This window comes from Desulfotruncus alcoholivorax DSM 16058 (assembly GCF_000430885.1).
Classification (GTDB): Bacteria; Bacillota; Desulfotomaculia; order Desulfotomaculales; family Desulfallaceae; genus Desulfotruncus; species Desulfotruncus alcoholivorax.
In genome coordinates this window covers 19416-34798 of record NZ_AUMW01000013.1, presented here as the reverse complement: position 1 = coordinate 34798, position 15383 = coordinate 19416, and the positions used below count along the sequence as shown (strand labels likewise).

Genomic DNA, 15383 nt, shown 5'->3' with positions numbered 1-15383 from the left:
CCTCCTAGTCAAATCGGATCCTGGGATCAACATAGGTATAAAGTATATCCACGATCAGGTTGATGATTACAAACACCAGTGCCACCATCAGTATGCCGCCCTGGACAATGGGGATGTCTCTGGCCGAAATAGCTACGAACAGCCAGCGGCCGACACCGGGCCAGGAAAAAATAGCCTCGGTCATCACGGCGCCGCCCAACAGGTAGCCAAATTGAAGGCCGATTACCGTCAGTACAGGCAGAAAAGCGTTTTTCAGGGCGTGCCGGAAGATAACCAGCCGGCCGGGCAACCCCTTGGCCCAGGCCGTGCGGATATAATCCTGCCCCAGAACCTCCAGCATACTGGAACGGGTAACCCGGGCGATCATCGCCATAGGGATGGTGGAAAGCGCGAGGGACGGCATGATAATATGCGCCAGCACATCTTTAAATGCCTTCCAGTTCCCCGTAATAATGCTGTCAAGGAGATATATGTTGGTAATTTTATGCAACTCCACTCCCACACTGATCCTTCCGGAAGGCGGTAAAATGTGCAGGTTCACCCCAAAGAACCAGATCATCATCAGGCCAAGCCAGAAAATGGGGATAGAGACCCCGAATAGGGCCGCCCCCATGGAGAGATTATCAAATAATGAATAGGGCTTAACTGATGAGATTATTCCTGCCAGGCCGCCGGCTAGAACGGCGATAAGCATGGCAAAACAGGACAACTCTAAAGTTGCCGGGAATTTATTGGCCATTTCCTCGGTGACAGGCAACTTGCTCCTGATCGAGCTGCCCAAATCTCCGTGCAGGGCGTGGTTGGCGAAACGAAGGTACTGAACCGGCAACGGGTCGTTCAGCCCCAGTGTTTCCCTTAATTCTTGCATCGCCTTGGGGGTTGCCCTTTCGCCCAGCATCATCCGGGCCGGGTCGCCGGGTACCAGGTGAATGAGCATAAAAGATAATATCGACACGCCGATGATCACCGGAATGATCATTATCAATCTTTTAATAATATAATTGAGCATTGTTATCCCCCTTGAAATGAAGGGGACACACCCTGTGGGGGAATGTCCCCGATTAAAGAGGTTTGACCGGCAGCCGGCCGGCTTGCCGGTCAAAACGAGATTAAAAGCTGTAGTTTATTGAACGCTTACGGTATTGATTTTCTCAACACCGGTGGGGTGAGGCACATACCCCTTGACGTACTTCATTAATATAATGGGGTCGGTGGAGTGGTCAAGCGGCACCATGGGAGCGTCATTGTGAATGATTTCCTGGGCCCGCTTATAAAGATCCGCTCTCTTGTCCTGATCCATTTCGCGTTGGGCTTTGATCAACAGGTCATGGACCTGGTCGTTTTTATAGAAGGCATAGTTGGAAGAACTGCCTTTGACGGCATTGTCCTTGTCCAGTAATACATACAGGAAATTGTCCGGGTCGCCGTTGTCGCCGGTCCAACCCAGCAGGACCATATCGTGATCGCCGTCTTCAGCTTTCTCCAGGTATTGGCCCCATTCGTAGCTGACGATTTTAGCCTTGATGCCTACGGCTGCCAGGTCGGCCTGGATAGCTTCCGCAATTTTCTGCGGCTGCTGCATATAAGGCCTGGGCACCGGCATGGCCCACAAGGTAGTTTCAAAGCCGTCGGGATAACCTGCTTCGGCCAGTAACGCTTTTGCTTTGGCGGGATCGTATTCGTAATCCGTAATATCGTCATTATAACCCCAAAGTGAAGGCGGCATCGGGTTTTTGGCCGGTTTGGCCAGCCCGGCAAAGAACGCGTCGATGATGGCCTGCTTGTTGATAGCGTGGCTGATGGCCTGGCGCACTTTTAAGTTGTCAAAAGGTTCTTTTTCCATATTCATGGCCAGGTAGCCAATGTTCATACTGGGCCTGAGAATGATCTGGAAATTCTCATTGCTCTTGGCGGCTGCAACGTCATCGGGGTTGATGCCGTCCATCATATCGATGGTTCCCGCCTGCAGTTCCATGAAACGGGCTGAGTTATCCGGTATGGAGCGGAACACGACCTTGTCGACTTTGGCCTTTTCACCCCAGTAGTCATTGTTTTTCTCCAGCACAATCTTGTCATCGGGAACCCATTCCGCGAACTTGAACGGGCCGGTGCCCACCGGGTGTTTAAAGAAATCTGCGCCGTATTTCTCCAGTGCGGTGGGGCTGGCAATGGCGAAGGGGAACATGGCCAGGTTCTGAATGAAGGGTGCGGATGGTTCACGCAGGGTAATTTTAACTTCATAGTCGCCGGTCTTCTCCACGGATTTGACAATACTGTCGGCGTCATAACCGTTGAACATATACATCCAGTACTTGCATTCGCCTTGATTCAGCGGGTGGTCTTTTTTCATCCAGCGGTTGAAGTTGTAGACAACCGCATCGGCGTTAAAGGGGGTTCCGTCGTGGAATTTAACGTCATCCCGCAGCTTAAAGGTCCAGACCAGACCGTCTTCTGAAACGGACCATTCTTTGGCCAGCGCGGGGCGAACCTCGGTGTTCTCGGGTTTATATTCCACCAGGGTGTCGAAAATGTTGATAGTAACCTTGGCGGCTTCACCGTCAGTGGCGACGGCCGGGTCAAGAGTGGGCGAGTCGCCGCCGCGTCCCCATACCAGTACGTTCTCCGATTTTTTCATTCCGGCTGCGCTGCCGTCTTTGGCTTCCTCTTTGGAACCTCCGCAACCTGCCGCGAGAAGCGACAAAGCCAGCACCACCAGCGAGCAGAACAAAAATACTCTTCGTTTCACTAATTCTACCTCCTCATTTTAGATAGCCTGAAGAAAACCGATTATACCGCAATCCGGCTGCAACCACCTCCTTGGATATTACTTGGTTAACTTAAATGACATGCCACGTGATGTCCTGACCCGGTATCTCTGAGCGGGGGTTCCACAGCCCGGCATATTTCTTTGGCTTCGGGACAGCGGGTGTGAAACCTGCAGCCCGGGGGAGGATTAATGGGACTGGGAACATCTCCCGTCAATAAAACTCTTTCCTTGACCTGGTTGGGTTTTGGCACTGGGATGGCAGACAACAGTGCTCTGGTGTACGGGTGCCGGGGACTGGCGTAAAGCCGGCGGTAACCGGCAAGTTCCATTATCTTGCCCAGGTACATTACCGCCACCCGGTTGCTGATATGCTTAACCACGCTCAAATCATGGGAAATGAATATCAAGGTCAAAGCAAAATTATTTTGCAAATCTTCAAGCAGGTTAATAACCTGGGCCTGAATTGATACATCAAGGGCCGAAACCGGTTCGTCGCATATGATCAGCTCGGGATTCACAGAAAGGGCTCTGGCAATGCCGATCCTTTGCCGCTGGCCGCCGCTGAACTCGTGCGGGTACCTGGCGGCGTGAGATGCGTTCAGGCCTACTGTTTCCAGGAGTGATTTAACCCGGTCCCGTAAATCCTTTCCGGCAGCCAGTTTGTTGACCAGCATGGGCTCGGCGATTATGTCGCCCACAGACATGCGCGGGTTTAGAGAAGCGTAAGGGTCCTGGAAAACCATTTGAATTTTGCTGCGCAGGGGGCGAAGCCCGGCTTGATCCAAATGGGTGATATCCCGTCCCTGGAAGGTTATTGTGCCCTCCGTTGGTTCCAGCAAGCGTACAATCAACCGCCCTGCAGTTGATTTACCGCACCCGCTTTCTCCCACCAGTCCAAGGATCTCGCCCTTTTGTACCTCCAGGCTGATACCGTCAACCGCTTTTACATTGCCGGCGGCTCTGGGAATAATACCCTTGGTTATGGGGAAATATTTTTTTAAATTTTCAATTTTTAACAGAGGCTCGGCCGCTGACATCTATATTACACCTCGTTACTGTCATCTTCTGCCGGTGCCGCATCAGCGGCACGGAAGTCTGTTCAGACATTCAGAATTCGGAATGTTTCAAGACGATCAACCGTTCTCTTATTCAAAGCTACTGACTCCTGACTTCTGACTCCTTGGTTATATAACAATGACACACCACGGTGTGGCCTGGTTTAATCTCTACCGGCACAGGTTTTGTTTGCCGGCAGACGTCCCGCGCTTCTTGGCAGCGGGAAGCGAAATTGCAGCCAGGCGGCAAATTTTTTAAATCGGGGGGTGTTCCATCAATAGGGGTTAGCCTGATTTTTTCGTCTGTTTCCAACACTGGCAAGGAGCTTAATAAACCACGGGTATAAGGATGACATGGACTGTTGAAAATAGTTTCCACGTCGCCTTGCTCAACGGGCTCGCCGGCGTACATAACCAGCACCTTTCGGCATAATTCCGCCACAACTCCAAGGTCATGGGTTATCATGATGATTGCGGTACCGGTTCTCTCCTGTAATTTTTGCATCAAGTCCAGGATTTGCGCCTGAATTGTCACATCCAGGGCTGTTGTCGGCTCGTCCGCGATGAGCAGGCTGGGGTTACAGGCCAGGGCCATGGCGATCATGGCCCGCTGGCGCATGCCGCCGCTTAATTGGTGCGGGTAACAGGCCGCTCTTTTTTCCGGTTCCGGTATGCCTACTTGCCTTAACATTTCGATTGCGCGGGAGCCGGCTTCCTTTTTACTTATTTTGCGGTGCATCACCAGCACTTCGGCAATTTGAAAACCGATAGTTAAAACAGGGTTGAGGGAGGTCATGGGGTCTTGAAAAATCATGGATATCTGGTTACCCCGAATTTCCCTCATTTCCGGTTCTTTCACAGAGACAAGGTCTTTGCCTTTGTATAAAATCTTGCCTTCGACAATTTTGCCGGGTGGTGAGGGTACCAGGCGCATTATCGACATCGCCGTGATGGTTTTGCCGGAGCCTGATTCTCCGACAATGCCCAGGGTTTCCCTTTCTGCCAGGCTGAAACTTACTCCGTTTACAGCTTTAACGACCCCGGCTCTGGTAAAGAAATGAGTTTTCAAATTATTGACCTCAAGCAATTGTTGGCACATAGGTTCCTCCCCCGAGTTAAATGACAAAACACTTATAATTTAACCATTTGGGCTTTAAGTCCTATTATTTATTTTTTTTCTCTAAAAATTTTTGAAAATATTGAGCAGTATTTTTTATTCTTTAAAACAGATAATAAAAAAGCAGAGATTAAAATGGGAGGTATAAAAAATGGCCAAATATCTTTCCGACCGGACAAAATTCGAATTTGCTCAAGAGTTAGGCGTGGCTGATAAGGTTACCTATGGGGGTAGTTTGTATTTCGGTCACGTGAGCTCAAAAAACTGCGGTAATTTTGTAAAACTGGCAATTCAGAAAGTTGAACAAAACATGATGTAAATCCGCCCGGCGGACATTCTTGAAATGGTTGGCGACAAAGCCTCTGTTGCCGGTGACCCCAGCGACTGCCTGGGTTGTGAAACCTGTGTCAGCGTTTGCCCCAATGAAGCTATCACTTTAACCGAAAATTAATTTTTTATTTAACAACTGTTCAATCACCCATATCCGCCAAGGATATGGGTTTTTATTTGTTTTTTTACTTAGTCTGCTTAACTTGCGAATTTTGTCTTTATCACCCCTATATGAAGCCAGGAAACGACATTATTAAGCCGTTGTTGGCCGGGCGCAAAGCATTTATCATAATTATCATGGAGGTGAACAGTTTGTACTACATCGCAGGGGTGACCGAAGACGGCAGCGAGGTGAGCTGTGACTTTGGTTTTGACATGATTGAGCGCATTATTTTGGACGACATTTTAATAGACTTGCCGGAACGTATTATAGCAAATCTGGTTAAGGAAAAACGGTTTTCTTATTTTGGCAGCAGGCCCGGGTTCAAAATACAGGATTTAATGGGCCAAAAGGATTATAACTTGCACAAATATAATCTGGATATATCCCGTGAGGTCTGCCTGGCCACGGTGGTTGACAGGGAAAACTTAATAGTAGCGCTAAGGAGAGCCATGATCAAAGTCGTTAACCAACCTCTGTGGCGATGCGGCCGGGGTTTGGAGCAGCCTGATTTGTTTAGTCATGTGGTAGTGTATAATCCCCAGTTGCTGCGCAGCATGCTGGGTCGTGAAAAATACGGAATTTGGGACCACGGGGAAGACAGAACCCGGGCCCTTGGAGTTTTATATAAGTTTTTGGATTTTCTGCATGTAAAAGATAATCTGGTACAAATTATCTTATACAATGAATTAATTTGTCCCCACTGGGAGGCTTCGGGAGAAGTTTGTTTTAATAACAGGGGGGAACTGATAGCTTTTTATTACTTTGGTGAAGGCAATGGCCAATCTTATAAATACTACCCTGAAATGGATGTTTGGCACCGCAAATAGCCGGGGCGAATTATGCTGTGTCGGCAGGATTACACCCGGTAACATAGAATTGATCAAAAAGCAAACTTTTGGGAGGTAAGCTGCTTGGACAGGCTATGGGCGCCGTGGCGCAGCGTTTACGTTGGAAAAGATCAAGGCTCGCAGTGTGTTTTTTGTGAAAAATTAAATGCACCAAGTGATAAGGACCAGGAAAACCATGTTCTTTATCGCGGGAATCAAGTTTTTGTTATGTTAAACATTTTTCCTTATAACAGCGGGCACCTGCTGGTTGCACCCAAAAGGCATGTTGGAGATATAGAGGATTTACATCCTGAGGAGATGCAGGAGCTTTTTTCAACAACCCGGTACATGGTCAAAGTATTGCGCAGTGCCTTTAACCCGGACGGCTTTAATGTGGGAATCAATCTGGGCAAGGTTGCCGGTGCGGGTATTCCGGGACATTTACACATTCATATCGTTCCGCGGTGGAATGGAGATAATAACTTCATGCCGGTTTTGGGTGATGTGCGGGTTATATCCGAGGCTCTTGATACCACATGGCAAAAATTAAAAGAAGCTATGGATAAGATTTAATTTCAATTTCCATCAATTCCATCAAACTGTTTCTTGACTTGTAACTGTAGATATGGTAAGATAAATCTTGCGCCGGGCAAACCCGGCAATTTAATCTGGTGGGTGTAGCTCAGCTGGTTAGAGTACCAGATTGTGGCTCTGGGGGTCGTGGGTTCAAATCCCATCACCCACCCCATTTTTTGGGGCGTAGCCAAGTGGTAAGGCAACGGGCTTTGGACTCGTCATTCGTTGGTTCGAATCCAGCCGCCCCAGCCAAAATAAATTAATAATAAATTAATAAGGCCGTCTGCGGCCTGCATGATGACCCATTAGCTCAGTCGGTAGAGCACCTGACTTTTAATCAGGGTGTCCCGCGTTCGAGTCGCGGATGGGTCACCAGATAAAACCCCTGCGGTAAGTGATACCGCAGGGGTTTTGCTTGTTCGGTCAGTCTTTGGACTCTCTGCCTGAGATGCGCTCAATATGCAGGGCAATGACCGATACTTTGGATGCTTGTGCTGCATCAACTGGAACAAACTCGCTTTTCATAAATCTTTGCGCCAGTAAATTTAGGACGGCTAATTTTTCCTCTGTCTCTTTGACTAGATAGGCCTTTCCGAAAACCTGGACGCTAATAAATCTTGTTGAAAATTTACAGGGGGTATGGTGTTCCAAAATATCAATCAGAGTAGATACCTCGAAGCAAACCCTGCTATCAGCCGCAAGGTTGTCTAACTTTTTTCCTTCTGTTGATGAATGAAAATATATCTTGTCATCATTTAAAACATAATGAAGAGGTGTTATATATGGTCCGTCCGGTCCAACAGTGGCCAATCTGCCCCAGGTTTGACCGGCAAGAAAAGCTCTTGCCTCGCTTTCCGTCAAGAAATCTCTATGCATATTCATATACCTCCAGTTTTGTACTTGTCCAGTTGCTGCGTTTTGAGCCAGCGACAAAATTGAAATGGCTATAATTGATAATGCAAAAAAAATAGTTTTTTGTTCAATAGCTGTCATACCTTTCCTGTTGATATGGGGTGTTATTCGACAAAAAATTCCTCAAACCTTTAATTAAATATTAACTAACACTACAGCGTATATTGCTTATTTAAGTTAACTTGAAAATTAAGTATTGATTGATTATTCCTTTACCTCTATTTTTTAAAACGGGCGTTAAAAAGTGTCACACATACTCAGTTATTTTGGGGGAATCATACTAGTGAAAGTTAACTTAATCAATTAAAAAAAGGAGGAAATTAACATGGCAACCGGACAAAGAACAAATAGAAAATTAATTCCCCAGGCTTCACAGGCTATGGAACAATTTAAATATGAAACAGCTGCGGAACTGGGCATCCAAAACTACCAGGGTTATCTTGGCGACATTCCTTCCAGGGTAAACGGCGCTGTTGGTGGTAACATGGTCAAGAAGATGATAGCCGCTTATGAGCAAAGCCTGGCTCAGGGAAATAAGCCCGCCACCCCGAACGTAACTAATCAACAGCCTACTCCTTAACCATAAACCGGCCAAATGGGCCGGTTTATTTTTCCTGTTTTATGCAAAGTAGAGCTGTATAGTGGTCAAAATGGAAATTTAATCATATAATAGTAAAGAATATAAATTGGCTCTCGGGGATATATTAAATATAAACAGTCAATTAATAACATATATTAAATTAATGATAAGCCCAGGGGGTGAATGCATGCTGAAAAGACGCTATCTGTTGAGACCGGTGGCCCACTGCAAAGGTGGATGCACGATAAGGTCCCGGGCAAGACTTTAAACTGCCTATAAATATAATTTAAGGTTTAATTGAAAAATAAAAGAGATTCTGTTGATTTGCGGAATCTCTTTTATTTTTTCTTGCTTTGCATGTAAGTTGCTAATAAAATATGGTTATGATTTATTATTATAATTACATAAAAAATCATTTTATTGTAATTGGAGGAATTGATATGGCATTTGAAGTATACAGGCCAAGATCTTCAAGGGAAAATGTTGTTGCCTTAACTAAGCATCATATTAGAATTGGCGGGAAACTGGTGGATAAATTGGGTGGGAACCGGGTTGAGGTTGCTTTTGATAGGGAAAAAAATAAGTTGCGTATCAAAGGTGTTAGAGATAATGGTATGATGTTAAATAAAAATAAGATCGGAGCAAGAGGCATTTTTAAATACTTTGATATTGAAAATAAAAAAGGAAATTACCCTGCCGAATACAATGAAAAAGAAAATGCTATATTTGTTGACTTGAATCAGTCCAAGTAAATGATTTTTTAAGGTTGACATAAAGTAAGGCAAACAATTGTTTGGATGAGGCATTAAATATGCGTACAGGTATTGCTAACCTCCCTTTGCACGGGCACCATTGCCCTCGCTGGTTGTTTGACAGGATGGTGCGCCTCAGTGCGGTAATAATCGAAGCCGTAGCAGAAGAGTTCGGCCCGGGAGAAGTGCTGCGCCGCATGGCCGACCCGTTCTGGTTTCAAGCGCTCGGCTGCGTGGTGGGGTTTGACTGGCACTCATCCGGCCTGACAACGGTACTCTGTGGCGCGATGAAGCAGGGCCTGATGGACAGGCAGCAAAACCTTGGTGTATTTTTTGCTGGCGGAAAGGCAATGACATCACGCAAGACTCCTTTGGAAATTGAACAATACACTGAAAAATATGCGCTGCCTGATCACGTTAAAGAGCTTCAGTATGCCAGCAGGCTATCGGCTAAAGTTGACTCGGCTGCTATTCAGGATGGGTACCAAATCTATCACCATTTTTTTGTCTTTACCGGCAGCGGCGATTGGGCTGTGGTGCAGCAGGGCATGAACGGGGAAAGCGGATGGGCCAGGCGCTATCACTGGATTAGCGATAATTTAAAAAGTTTTGTGGAGGAACCGCACCAGGCTGTTTGCGGCCGTCAGGCCGGCAACGTGTTAAACATGGTGGCAAAGGATAGCTCCGAGTCAAGGAATGTTGCCGTACACCTGGCTGGTGAGCGGCCTGACCAAGTGATCTCCGGTCTTAAAAAAATGGCAGGTTTGCCAAGTGATAAGCTGCTGCAGTTGCCCGGAGCCCATCCGGTGCCGCAAGCCGGCAGAATAGAAAAAACATTAAGGCGGCTTTACGACCTGGCGCCCCAAAGCTACGAGCAGTTAATTGGCACGGAAGGGGTAGGTCCTGCAACCGTCAGGGCCTTTGCGCTGGTTGGAGAAGTTATTTACGGGGTTAAGGCCAGTTACCGGGATCCCGTGAGGTATTCCTTTGCCCATGGAGGCAAGGACGGTCACCCTTTCCCGGTGGACAAAAAGATTTATGACAACTCTATTTTGATGCTGGAAACCGCGGTGAGGCGGGCCAGAGCAGGTGAGCGTGATAAGGTTGAAGCCCTGAAGCGGTTGGCGGCACTTCAAAAAGGGTTTCCCAAGAAACAATAAGATGGGGGGATTTTGAAATAAATAAGCATGATTTGTTAAAAGAGCTGAAGGAGCTTTTAGATAGCCAAGCATTCGAGCGCAGGCCGGTGGTGCTTTCCTCCGGCAAAACCAGCAATTATTACTTTGATGGCAGGAAGGTATCACTTAATCCTAAAGGCGCTTACTTAATTGCCAACATAATTTGTGACATGATCCGAAAAGATCATGTGGATGCCGTGGGCGGACTTACAATGGGAGCGGATCCCATTGTGGGCGCCGTGGGAGTGGCGGCTTACGAGCAAGGTTTAAATATTTCGCTGTTTATTGTGCGTAAGGAAGCCAAAAAACACGGAACAATGCGTTTGATAGAGGGGCCGGATTTACAGGCAGGGCAGCGGGTGGTTGTGGTTGACGATGTGATTACAACCGGAGGTTCGATTATTAAGGCTGTGCAGGCAGTTAGAGAGGTTGGTTGTGAGGTTGTAAAAGCCATTGCCCTCGTTGACAGGCAAGAAGGTGGCACCGAGGCCCTTTTGAAAATGGGGGTCAAGGTTGAAGCTATTTTTACCGCAGCTGATTTTGGATTGTAAAAAAGCGCAGGAACCATTTCCATTTGCTGCCGCGGTTAATAATAAAAAGGGAACCTAAACCAGGTTCCCTTTTAAGATAAGAGCTGCTGCCTGATTACTTTACCCGATGCCGTTCTGGGAATTTCTTTAAACACTATTTCTATTGGCAGTGTTATGTCTCCGCAATCCTTGCGACAAAATTCAATAATGCTTTCGGGTGAAGGAGGAGGGCTGCCAGGCTCTACAAAAGCTTTTATCACCTGTTCACCGTTTGGTGTGTTATAGGAAACAACCACTACATCCTCCACTGATGGATGGTTGACGATGGTTTTTTCCATTTTACGTATTTTTAATACCAAGTCATTCGAAAATGCCAAACCTTCCATGATAATCCCCCTTAAATCTCCCTTTTTATTAAACAGAATTTTTGTAATATTTATATAATTTTTATGATTAAAATGCAATATTCTTCCGCTAAACAGTTATTTACAAAAGTTAGGCGGGCAAAATATCAATTTTTCAGCCAGCGCTAATTTGTGTAATACGTAATACAGGGATTGTGAATAATCAAGCAAGGATTTTTGATTAAATAGTAGAATTATTAATTATAAACATTATGGGGTGTTGAATATGACTGGAAATAAAACTATTGCAGAAAGTACTCAGACCATCAAAGTTAACCTGGTGGGCGCTGGCGTATTAAATGTAAGAAAAGGAATTTCAGTGTTGGATCTGGTTCAATATGATGAAAATCAAAGGAAATCGCCTATTGTTGCAGTAATGGTTGATAACGCTCTATATGGTTTGCGCTGGGAGCTGGAGCAGGACTGCACCATAGAATTTATTGATATGGAAACCTCTGACGGTATGCGCGTTTATACCAGAAGCATGGTTATGCTGCTGGTACGCGCCGCCAGTGAGGTGTTGCCGGGATGTAAGCTTAGAATGGAGCATACCCTGGGTAATGGCGTTTATGGGGAGATTGATTTTCACAGGCCGTTAAGAAAAGCGGACGTGGAAAATATTGAAAAAAGAATGCATGAAATAGTTCAGGCCGATGAACCGATAATTGTGCATAATGTACAAAAGGAAAACGTGGAAGAGTTGTTTAAGAATTCAGGTCAGCTGGAAAAACTGGATTTGATGCGTTATCGAAAGAATTCAGGTGTATGGGTTCATTCCTGCGGTTGGTTTAACGATTTTACTTACGGTAATATGGTTCCCAGCACAGGATACCTTGGCATCTTCAGGCTGCGATATTATATGCCCGGATTTATTTTGGAACTGCCGCGTAAAGAAAATCCCCTGGTTGTACCGGTGTACGCTGAACAGGGTAAGCTGGCCAATATTTATTATGAAGCTGAAAAGTGGGGCAAAATTCTTGGCGTGCGCAACCTGATTGATCTTAATGAATTGGTTGAAAAAGGCATGGCCGGTGATTTAATCAGGGTTGCCGAGGCCTTTCATGAAAAGAAAATTGCCGAAATTGCCGATCAGATTGCCAGGAACATAGACTTAATCCGGGTAGTATTAATTGCCGGCCCATCTTCTTCGGGTAAAACAACTTTTGCCCAGCGCCTTGGCGTGCAACTACGGGTTCATGGTATTAAACCGGTGCCGATTTCGATGGATGATTATTTTGTTGACCGGGAAAAGACCCCCAGGGATGAAAAAGGCGACTATGATTTTGAGTGCCTTGAAGCAATTGACAGCGAATTGTTTAACGAACATCTTATTAGTTTAATCCAGGGTGAAGAAATAGAACTGCCGTCATATGATTTTATTACCGGTACCAGGCAAGCAAGCAATAAGAAATTAAAACTGGGTGACATGGATTTGCTTATAATTGAAGGAATCCACGGTTTGAATGATAAACTCACCTCTTCAATACCCAAGGGGCGTAAGTTTAAAATTTATGTAAGTGCCTTAACCCAAATCAACCTGGATAATCATAACTGGGTTCCTACCACTTACCTGCGCATTTTAAGACGTATTGTTCGTGATTATAACAGTCGCGGCAATAATGCCACCAATACCATCCGCCGCTGGCCGTCTGTGCGCAGTGGCGAGGAAAAGCATATCTTTCCGTTTCAAGAAAGTGCTGATGTAATGTTTAACTCGGCTTTAATCTATGAAATAGCCGTTTTAAAGGGTTATGCAGAGCCTTTGTTGGAAGAAGTCAGCCGTGACAATCCCGAGTATGCAATGGCTCGTCGTTTACGCCGTTTCCTGAGTTATTTTGTACCCATATCCTGTGAGGACATTCCATATAATTCGATTATAAGGGAATTTATTGGTGATTCTTGTTTTGCAGTGAAGTGAAAAGGGGGATGCGTAATGTCTGGTGAGATCGCTGATTTGCTTACCGAAAGCATGGAAAAAGCAGGGAAGGTTTGTTTTGAGCTGAACGACGAAAAAATTTTTGATGCTAATGTTAAAGATGTTACAGTATTTTATAAGCTTTTAGGGGAATCCCGGTTTAAATTTTTCCGCAGTAACGATTTTAAGCTAGTCTTTGTGCGCCTGACGGAGGATTGGATGCGCCAGGCTAAAATTGATCTTGGCGACCTTGGTTGCAGTGGCGGCCCAATTGAAGTGACCTTAAATTGGGGAGAAAAAGAGGACACCATTTCCGTAAGGTGTCCGGGAGGAGTAATTCGTACTGCTACTGCCATGCATATTGATAATTAGCGCATAAGTTAAATCGTTTGCTTGATGGGTATTTTAATCTTCCTGATTGTCCTTGGTTGTGGGTCATTAATATACACTTCGACAATAAAGTAGGAATAATACTTTTTAATGGCGGTGGCCAGCCCAAAGGTTCGCAACCCGTGCCTGTCCAAGATTTGCACCAGTTCACCATATATTTGGGCTTCCACGAAAAGCTTTTCAGTTAGATCATCATGGGCAATTCCAACCAGGGTTTTGGTAACCGCCAGTTCAAATTCATCCAGTGCCGGTATGAGCGGAGATATTTCGTATTCGGTATAATTTTCAATTATATCAATCATAAATAAATACCTCCCAACGGTCGGACATGGTCGTCCGCCCCTACTATGGAATATATTAACATTGTTGCTTTAATTTGTCTATATATAACCGGCAGTCTTAATTCCTAAAAATAAGATAAAACCCCCGCAAGGTTGTCGCGGGGGTAAGTTTTGAAAGCGCCGCTTTCTTTATTTACCCTCAGGTGAAAAATCCCTTTTTATTGCTGCTGTTGCAGCCACATTGTGAGCCGGGACCTGTTTCCATTTTTACTTTGCTGCTGCCGCAGTGCGGACAGGTTATTGTTTTTGGTTTGATAAACATGTATTTGACAATAAAGTCTTTGGAACACTGGTTGCACTTGTAGTTAACTTGTGGCATTGCTACCCCTCCTTTATCTAGATATTAGTATATTAAAAATAAAAAATCAAGATTTTGTGGGTAACGAGCAATAGCTCCAGCTTCAGATTCCTGGTAAGGAGGAATCACTTTTTGAAAGTGTTTTACGTTTATGTGTTAATGTGCAATGATGGTACGCTGTATACCGGTTACACGACATCTTTGGAAGAAAGGCTGAAAAAACATAATCTCGGGCAGGCCAGTAAATACACACGGACTAGACTTCCGGTCAAGATTGTCTATTCTGAAACATTTCCGACAAAAAATTTAGCTATGCAAAGGGAAAACGTAATTAAAAAAATGTCTCGCTCAGAAAAGATAGCCCTGATTAATAGCCCGGGGCCCGGCTAAAAAATTTCAGCGTGCAAAAAAAGGTTTGTTTAATTGTGTTAAGCTCACGTTTATTATAATATTGCCCTCAAATGGGAAGACATAAGTTTGAAATGGAGTGGATCAAGTGATTATTATTAGCGCATGTTTGGCAGGTGAAAAATGCAGGTATACCGGGGATGGTTTTGATTTCCCGGAATTGCGCAAATTGGTAGATGACGGGAAAGCTCTGCCGGTTTGCCCTGAGGTGCTGGGCGGGTTGCCTACCCCGCGGGAGCCTAATGAAATTGTGGGCGGTTGTGGCTATGATGTGCTGGATGGTAAAGCCAGGGTATTGACCAGTTCAGGCAGCGACAAAACAGAAGAGTTTATACGTGGGGCCGGGAGAGTTTTGCATAAGGCACTGGTCAATGATGTTAAGACGGCTATTTTAAAAGAACGCAGCCCGTCGTGCGGGAGTAATGTGATTTACGATGGCAGTTTTAGCGGAAAGAAAACTCCCGGCTGTGGCTGTACTGCAGCGCTGTTAATCAGAAATGGCATAAGCGTTTTTTCGGAAGAAAACTACATGGGGAATATATGTTTAGATTAGTGGCTGGTATTGACACTAAACCGGTGCAATTATATAATAAACCAAACAATTGTTCATTTCGGTAATTAATTGTTTGGTGGTGATTGCTTTTGCAGGGAAATTTAGCTGCAGTTCACAGAACATGTGAGCGAAAGACTGTTGTTATGACGTTTAAAGAGCCTTTTATAGACAAGGTTATGTATTGGCTCGAAAGTGAAGAACCTGCCTGCCAGCGCATGGCGAGTTACGGCTTTCTTGCCCTGGCGGCACTTTATTTCTTGAGCGGTATTCTACGAGCTGTTTTTTAG

21 protein-coding genes and 3 tRNA genes are annotated in these 15383 nt (G+C 45.4%); 16 read left to right on the top strand and 8 right to left on the bottom strand.

What is annotated here, in order from left to right; translation table 11 throughout:
- Positions 1-4: 4 nt before the first annotated feature.
- From H569_RS0107455 to H569_RS0107440, 4 genes are all read right to left on the bottom strand, one after another.
- Positions 5-1009, bottom strand: a complete 1005-nt coding sequence (locus tag H569_RS0107455) for an ABC transporter permease (RefSeq protein WP_027364490.1) — start codon at positions 1007-1009, stop codon at positions 5-7.
- 114 nt (positions 1010-1123) lie between these two features.
- A complete protein-coding gene (locus tag H569_RS0107450; protein WP_027364489.1) occupies positions 1124-2746 on the bottom strand; it encodes an ABC transporter substrate-binding protein in 1623 nt (540 codons plus the stop codon).
- 86 nt (positions 2747-2832) lie between these two features.
- Positions 2833-3804 carry an ABC transporter ATP-binding protein gene (locus tag H569_RS0107445; RefSeq protein WP_027364488.1) on the bottom strand — a complete coding sequence of 324 codons (972 nt, stop codon included), beginning with the start codon at positions 3802-3804 and terminating at the stop codon, positions 2833-2835.
- Between the two features lie 118 nt (positions 3805-3922).
- Positions 3923-4921 (bottom strand): ABC transporter ATP-binding protein, encoded by a 999-nt coding sequence (locus H569_RS0107440; RefSeq protein WP_027364487.1) that lies wholly within the window; start codon positions 4919-4921, stop codon positions 3923-3925.
- A 169-nt stretch (positions 4922-5090) separates the two neighbouring features.
- Between H569_RS0107440 and H569_RS0107435 the strand changes: the two genes are divergently transcribed.
- The 7 genes from H569_RS0107435 to H569_RS0107405 all read left to right on the top strand — a co-directional run bounded on the left by H569_RS0107435 (position 5091) and on the right by H569_RS0107405 (position 7210).
- Positions 5091-5258 carry a small, acid-soluble spore protein, alpha/beta type gene (locus H569_RS0107435; RefSeq protein ID WP_027364486.1) on the top strand — a complete coding sequence of 56 codons (168 nt, stop codon included), beginning with the start codon at positions 5091-5093 and terminating at the stop codon, positions 5256-5258.
- A 24-nt stretch (positions 5259-5282) separates the two neighbouring features.
- On the top strand, positions 5283-5390 hold the full coding sequence (locus tag H569_RS21720; RefSeq protein WP_081410919.1) for a 4Fe-4S binding protein: 108 nt from the start codon (positions 5283-5285) through the stop codon (positions 5388-5390).
- A gap of 191 nt (positions 5391-5581) precedes the next feature.
- Positions 5582-6259, top strand: coding sequence for a hypothetical protein (locus H569_RS0107425; protein ID WP_157833482.1), 678 nt, complete (start codon positions 5582-5584; stop codon positions 6257-6259).
- 84 nt (positions 6260-6343) lie between these two features.
- The gene (locus H569_RS0107420) at positions 6344-6832 is read left to right on the top strand and encodes an HIT family protein (protein WP_027364484.1); all 489 of its coding nucleotides are present in this window, start codon (positions 6344-6346) and stop codon (positions 6830-6832) included.
- A gap of 98 nt (positions 6833-6930) precedes the next feature.
- Positions 6931-7007, top strand: a tRNA-His gene (locus H569_RS0107415).
- 5 nt (positions 7008-7012) lie between these two features.
- A tRNA-Gln gene (locus H569_RS0107410) sits at positions 7013-7087 on the top strand.
- A gap of 47 nt (positions 7088-7134) precedes the next feature.
- A tRNA-Lys gene (locus tag H569_RS0107405) sits at positions 7135-7210 on the top strand.
- 48 nt (positions 7211-7258) lie between these two features.
- Here H569_RS0107405 and H569_RS19570 read toward each other — a convergent pair.
- A complete protein-coding gene (locus H569_RS19570) occupies positions 7259-7828 on the bottom strand; it encodes a pyridoxamine 5'-phosphate oxidase family protein (protein WP_051273417.1) in 570 nt (189 codons plus the stop codon).
- Between the two features lie 244 nt (positions 7829-8072).
- Here H569_RS19570 and H569_RS0107395 point away from each other — a divergent pair, with 244 nt between their 5' ends.
- The 4 genes from H569_RS0107395 to pyrE all read left to right on the top strand — a co-directional run bounded on the left by H569_RS0107395 (position 8073) and on the right by pyrE (position 10808).
- Positions 8073-8327, top strand: coding sequence for an alpha/beta-type small acid-soluble spore protein (locus H569_RS0107395; protein ID WP_027364483.1), 255 nt, complete (start codon positions 8073-8075; stop codon positions 8325-8327).
- A gap of 440 nt (positions 8328-8767) precedes the next feature.
- On the top strand, positions 8768-9079 hold the full coding sequence (locus H569_RS0107390) for a hypothetical protein (RefSeq protein WP_027364482.1): 312 nt from the start codon (positions 8768-8770) through the stop codon (positions 9077-9079).
- 71 nt (positions 9080-9150) lie between these two features.
- The gene (locus tag H569_RS0107385) at positions 9151-10239 is read left to right on the top strand and encodes a DUF763 domain-containing protein (protein WP_407638046.1); all 1089 of its coding nucleotides are present in this window, start codon (positions 9151-9153) and stop codon (positions 10237-10239) included.
- 32 nt (positions 10240-10271) lie between these two features.
- Complete coding sequence (gene pyrE, locus H569_RS0107380; protein WP_238492493.1) at positions 10272-10808, top strand: orotate phosphoribosyltransferase; 537 nt, start codon at positions 10272-10274, stop codon at positions 10806-10808.
- 71 nt (positions 10809-10879) lie between these two features.
- On the opposite strand, the gene H569_RS0107375 is transcribed toward pyrE, so the two are convergent.
- On the bottom strand, positions 10880-11173 hold the full coding sequence (locus tag H569_RS0107375; RefSeq protein ID WP_157833481.1) for an AMP-binding enzyme: 294 nt from the start codon (positions 11171-11173) through the stop codon (positions 10880-10882).
- Between the two features lie 244 nt (positions 11174-11417).
- On the opposite strand from H569_RS0107375, the gene H569_RS0107370 reads away from it, so the two are divergent.
- Both H569_RS0107370 and H569_RS0107365 read left to right on the top strand, forming a co-directional pair.
- Positions 11418-13109, top strand: a complete 1692-nt coding sequence (locus H569_RS0107370; RefSeq protein WP_051273414.1) for a nucleoside kinase — start codon at positions 11418-11420, stop codon at positions 13107-13109.
- Positions 13110-13124: 15 nt separating this feature from the next.
- Complete coding sequence (locus tag H569_RS0107365) at positions 13125-13478, top strand: hypothetical protein (protein ID WP_027364477.1); 354 nt, start codon at positions 13125-13127, stop codon at positions 13476-13478.
- Positions 13479-13486: 8 nt separating this feature from the next.
- Here H569_RS0107365 and H569_RS0107360 read toward each other — a convergent pair whose 3' ends face one another.
- Together H569_RS0107360 and H569_RS19565 are read right to left on the bottom strand one after the other, a co-directional pair.
- Entirely contained in the window at positions 13487-13798 is a 312-nt protein-coding gene (locus tag H569_RS0107360) for a hypothetical protein (RefSeq protein WP_027364476.1), read from the bottom strand.
- Between the two features lie 178 nt (positions 13799-13976).
- Entirely contained in the window at positions 13977-14156 is a 180-nt protein-coding gene (locus H569_RS19565) for an FmdB family zinc ribbon protein (protein ID WP_034629865.1), read from the bottom strand.
- 117 nt (positions 14157-14273) lie between these two features.
- Here H569_RS19565 and H569_RS0107350 point away from each other — a divergent pair, with 117 nt between their 5' ends.
- From H569_RS0107350 to H569_RS22725, 3 genes are all read left to right on the top strand, one after another.
- Positions 14274-14525, top strand: a complete 252-nt coding sequence (locus tag H569_RS0107350) for a GIY-YIG nuclease family protein (protein WP_027364475.1) — start codon at positions 14274-14276, stop codon at positions 14523-14525.
- 106 nt (positions 14526-14631) lie between these two features.
- Positions 14632-15096 carry a DUF523 domain-containing protein gene (locus tag H569_RS0107345; protein ID WP_027364474.1) on the top strand — a complete coding sequence of 155 codons (465 nt, stop codon included), beginning with the start codon at positions 14632-14634 and terminating at the stop codon, positions 15094-15096.
- Positions 15097-15185: 89 nt separating this feature from the next.
- On the top strand, positions 15186-15383 hold the full coding sequence (locus H569_RS22725; RefSeq protein ID WP_027364473.1) for a hypothetical protein: 198 nt from the start codon (positions 15186-15188) through the stop codon (positions 15381-15383).

Coding starts and splice junctions, on each gene's coding strand:
- H569_RS0107455 (WP_027364490.1), bottom strand. CDS start 1,009: ATGCTCAATTATATTATTAAAAGATTGATAATGATCATTCCGGTGATC.
- H569_RS0107445 (WP_027364488.1), bottom strand. CDS start 3,804: ATGTCAGCGGCCGAGCCTCTGTTAAAAATTGAAAATTTAAAAAAATAT.
- H569_RS0107440 (WP_027364487.1), bottom strand. CDS start 4,921: ATGTGCCAACAATTGCTTGAGGTCAATAATTTGAAAACTCATTTCTTT.
- H569_RS0107435 (WP_027364486.1), top strand. CDS start 5,091: ATGGCCAAATATCTTTCCGACCGGACAAAATTCGAATTTGCTCAAGAG.
- H569_RS21720 (WP_081410919.1), top strand. CDS start 5,283: ATGGTTGGCGACAAAGCCTCTGTTGCCGGTGACCCCAGCGACTGCCTG.
- H569_RS19570 (WP_051273417.1), bottom strand. CDS start 7,828: ATGACAGCTATTGAACAAAAAACTATTTTTTTTGCATTATCAATTATA.
- H569_RS0107395 (WP_027364483.1), top strand. CDS start 8,073: ATGGCAACCGGACAAAGAACAAATAGAAAATTAATTCCCCAGGCTTCA.
- H569_RS0107390 (WP_027364482.1), top strand. CDS start 8,768: ATGGCATTTGAAGTATACAGGCCAAGATCTTCAAGGGAAAATGTTGTT.
- H569_RS0107375 (WP_157833481.1), bottom strand. CDS start 11,173: ATGGAAGGTTTGGCATTTTCGAATGACTTGGTATTAAAAATACGTAAA.
- H569_RS0107370 (WP_051273414.1), top strand. CDS start 11,418: ATGACTGGAAATAAAACTATTGCAGAAAGTACTCAGACCATCAAAGTT.
- H569_RS0107365 (WP_027364477.1), top strand. CDS start 13,125: ATGTCTGGTGAGATCGCTGATTTGCTTACCGAAAGCATGGAAAAAGCA.
- H569_RS0107360 (WP_027364476.1), bottom strand. CDS start 13,798: ATGATTGATATAATTGAAAATTATACCGAATACGAAATATCTCCGCTC.
- H569_RS19565 (WP_034629865.1), bottom strand. CDS start 14,156: ATGCCACAAGTTAACTACAAGTGCAACCAGTGTTCCAAAGACTTTATT.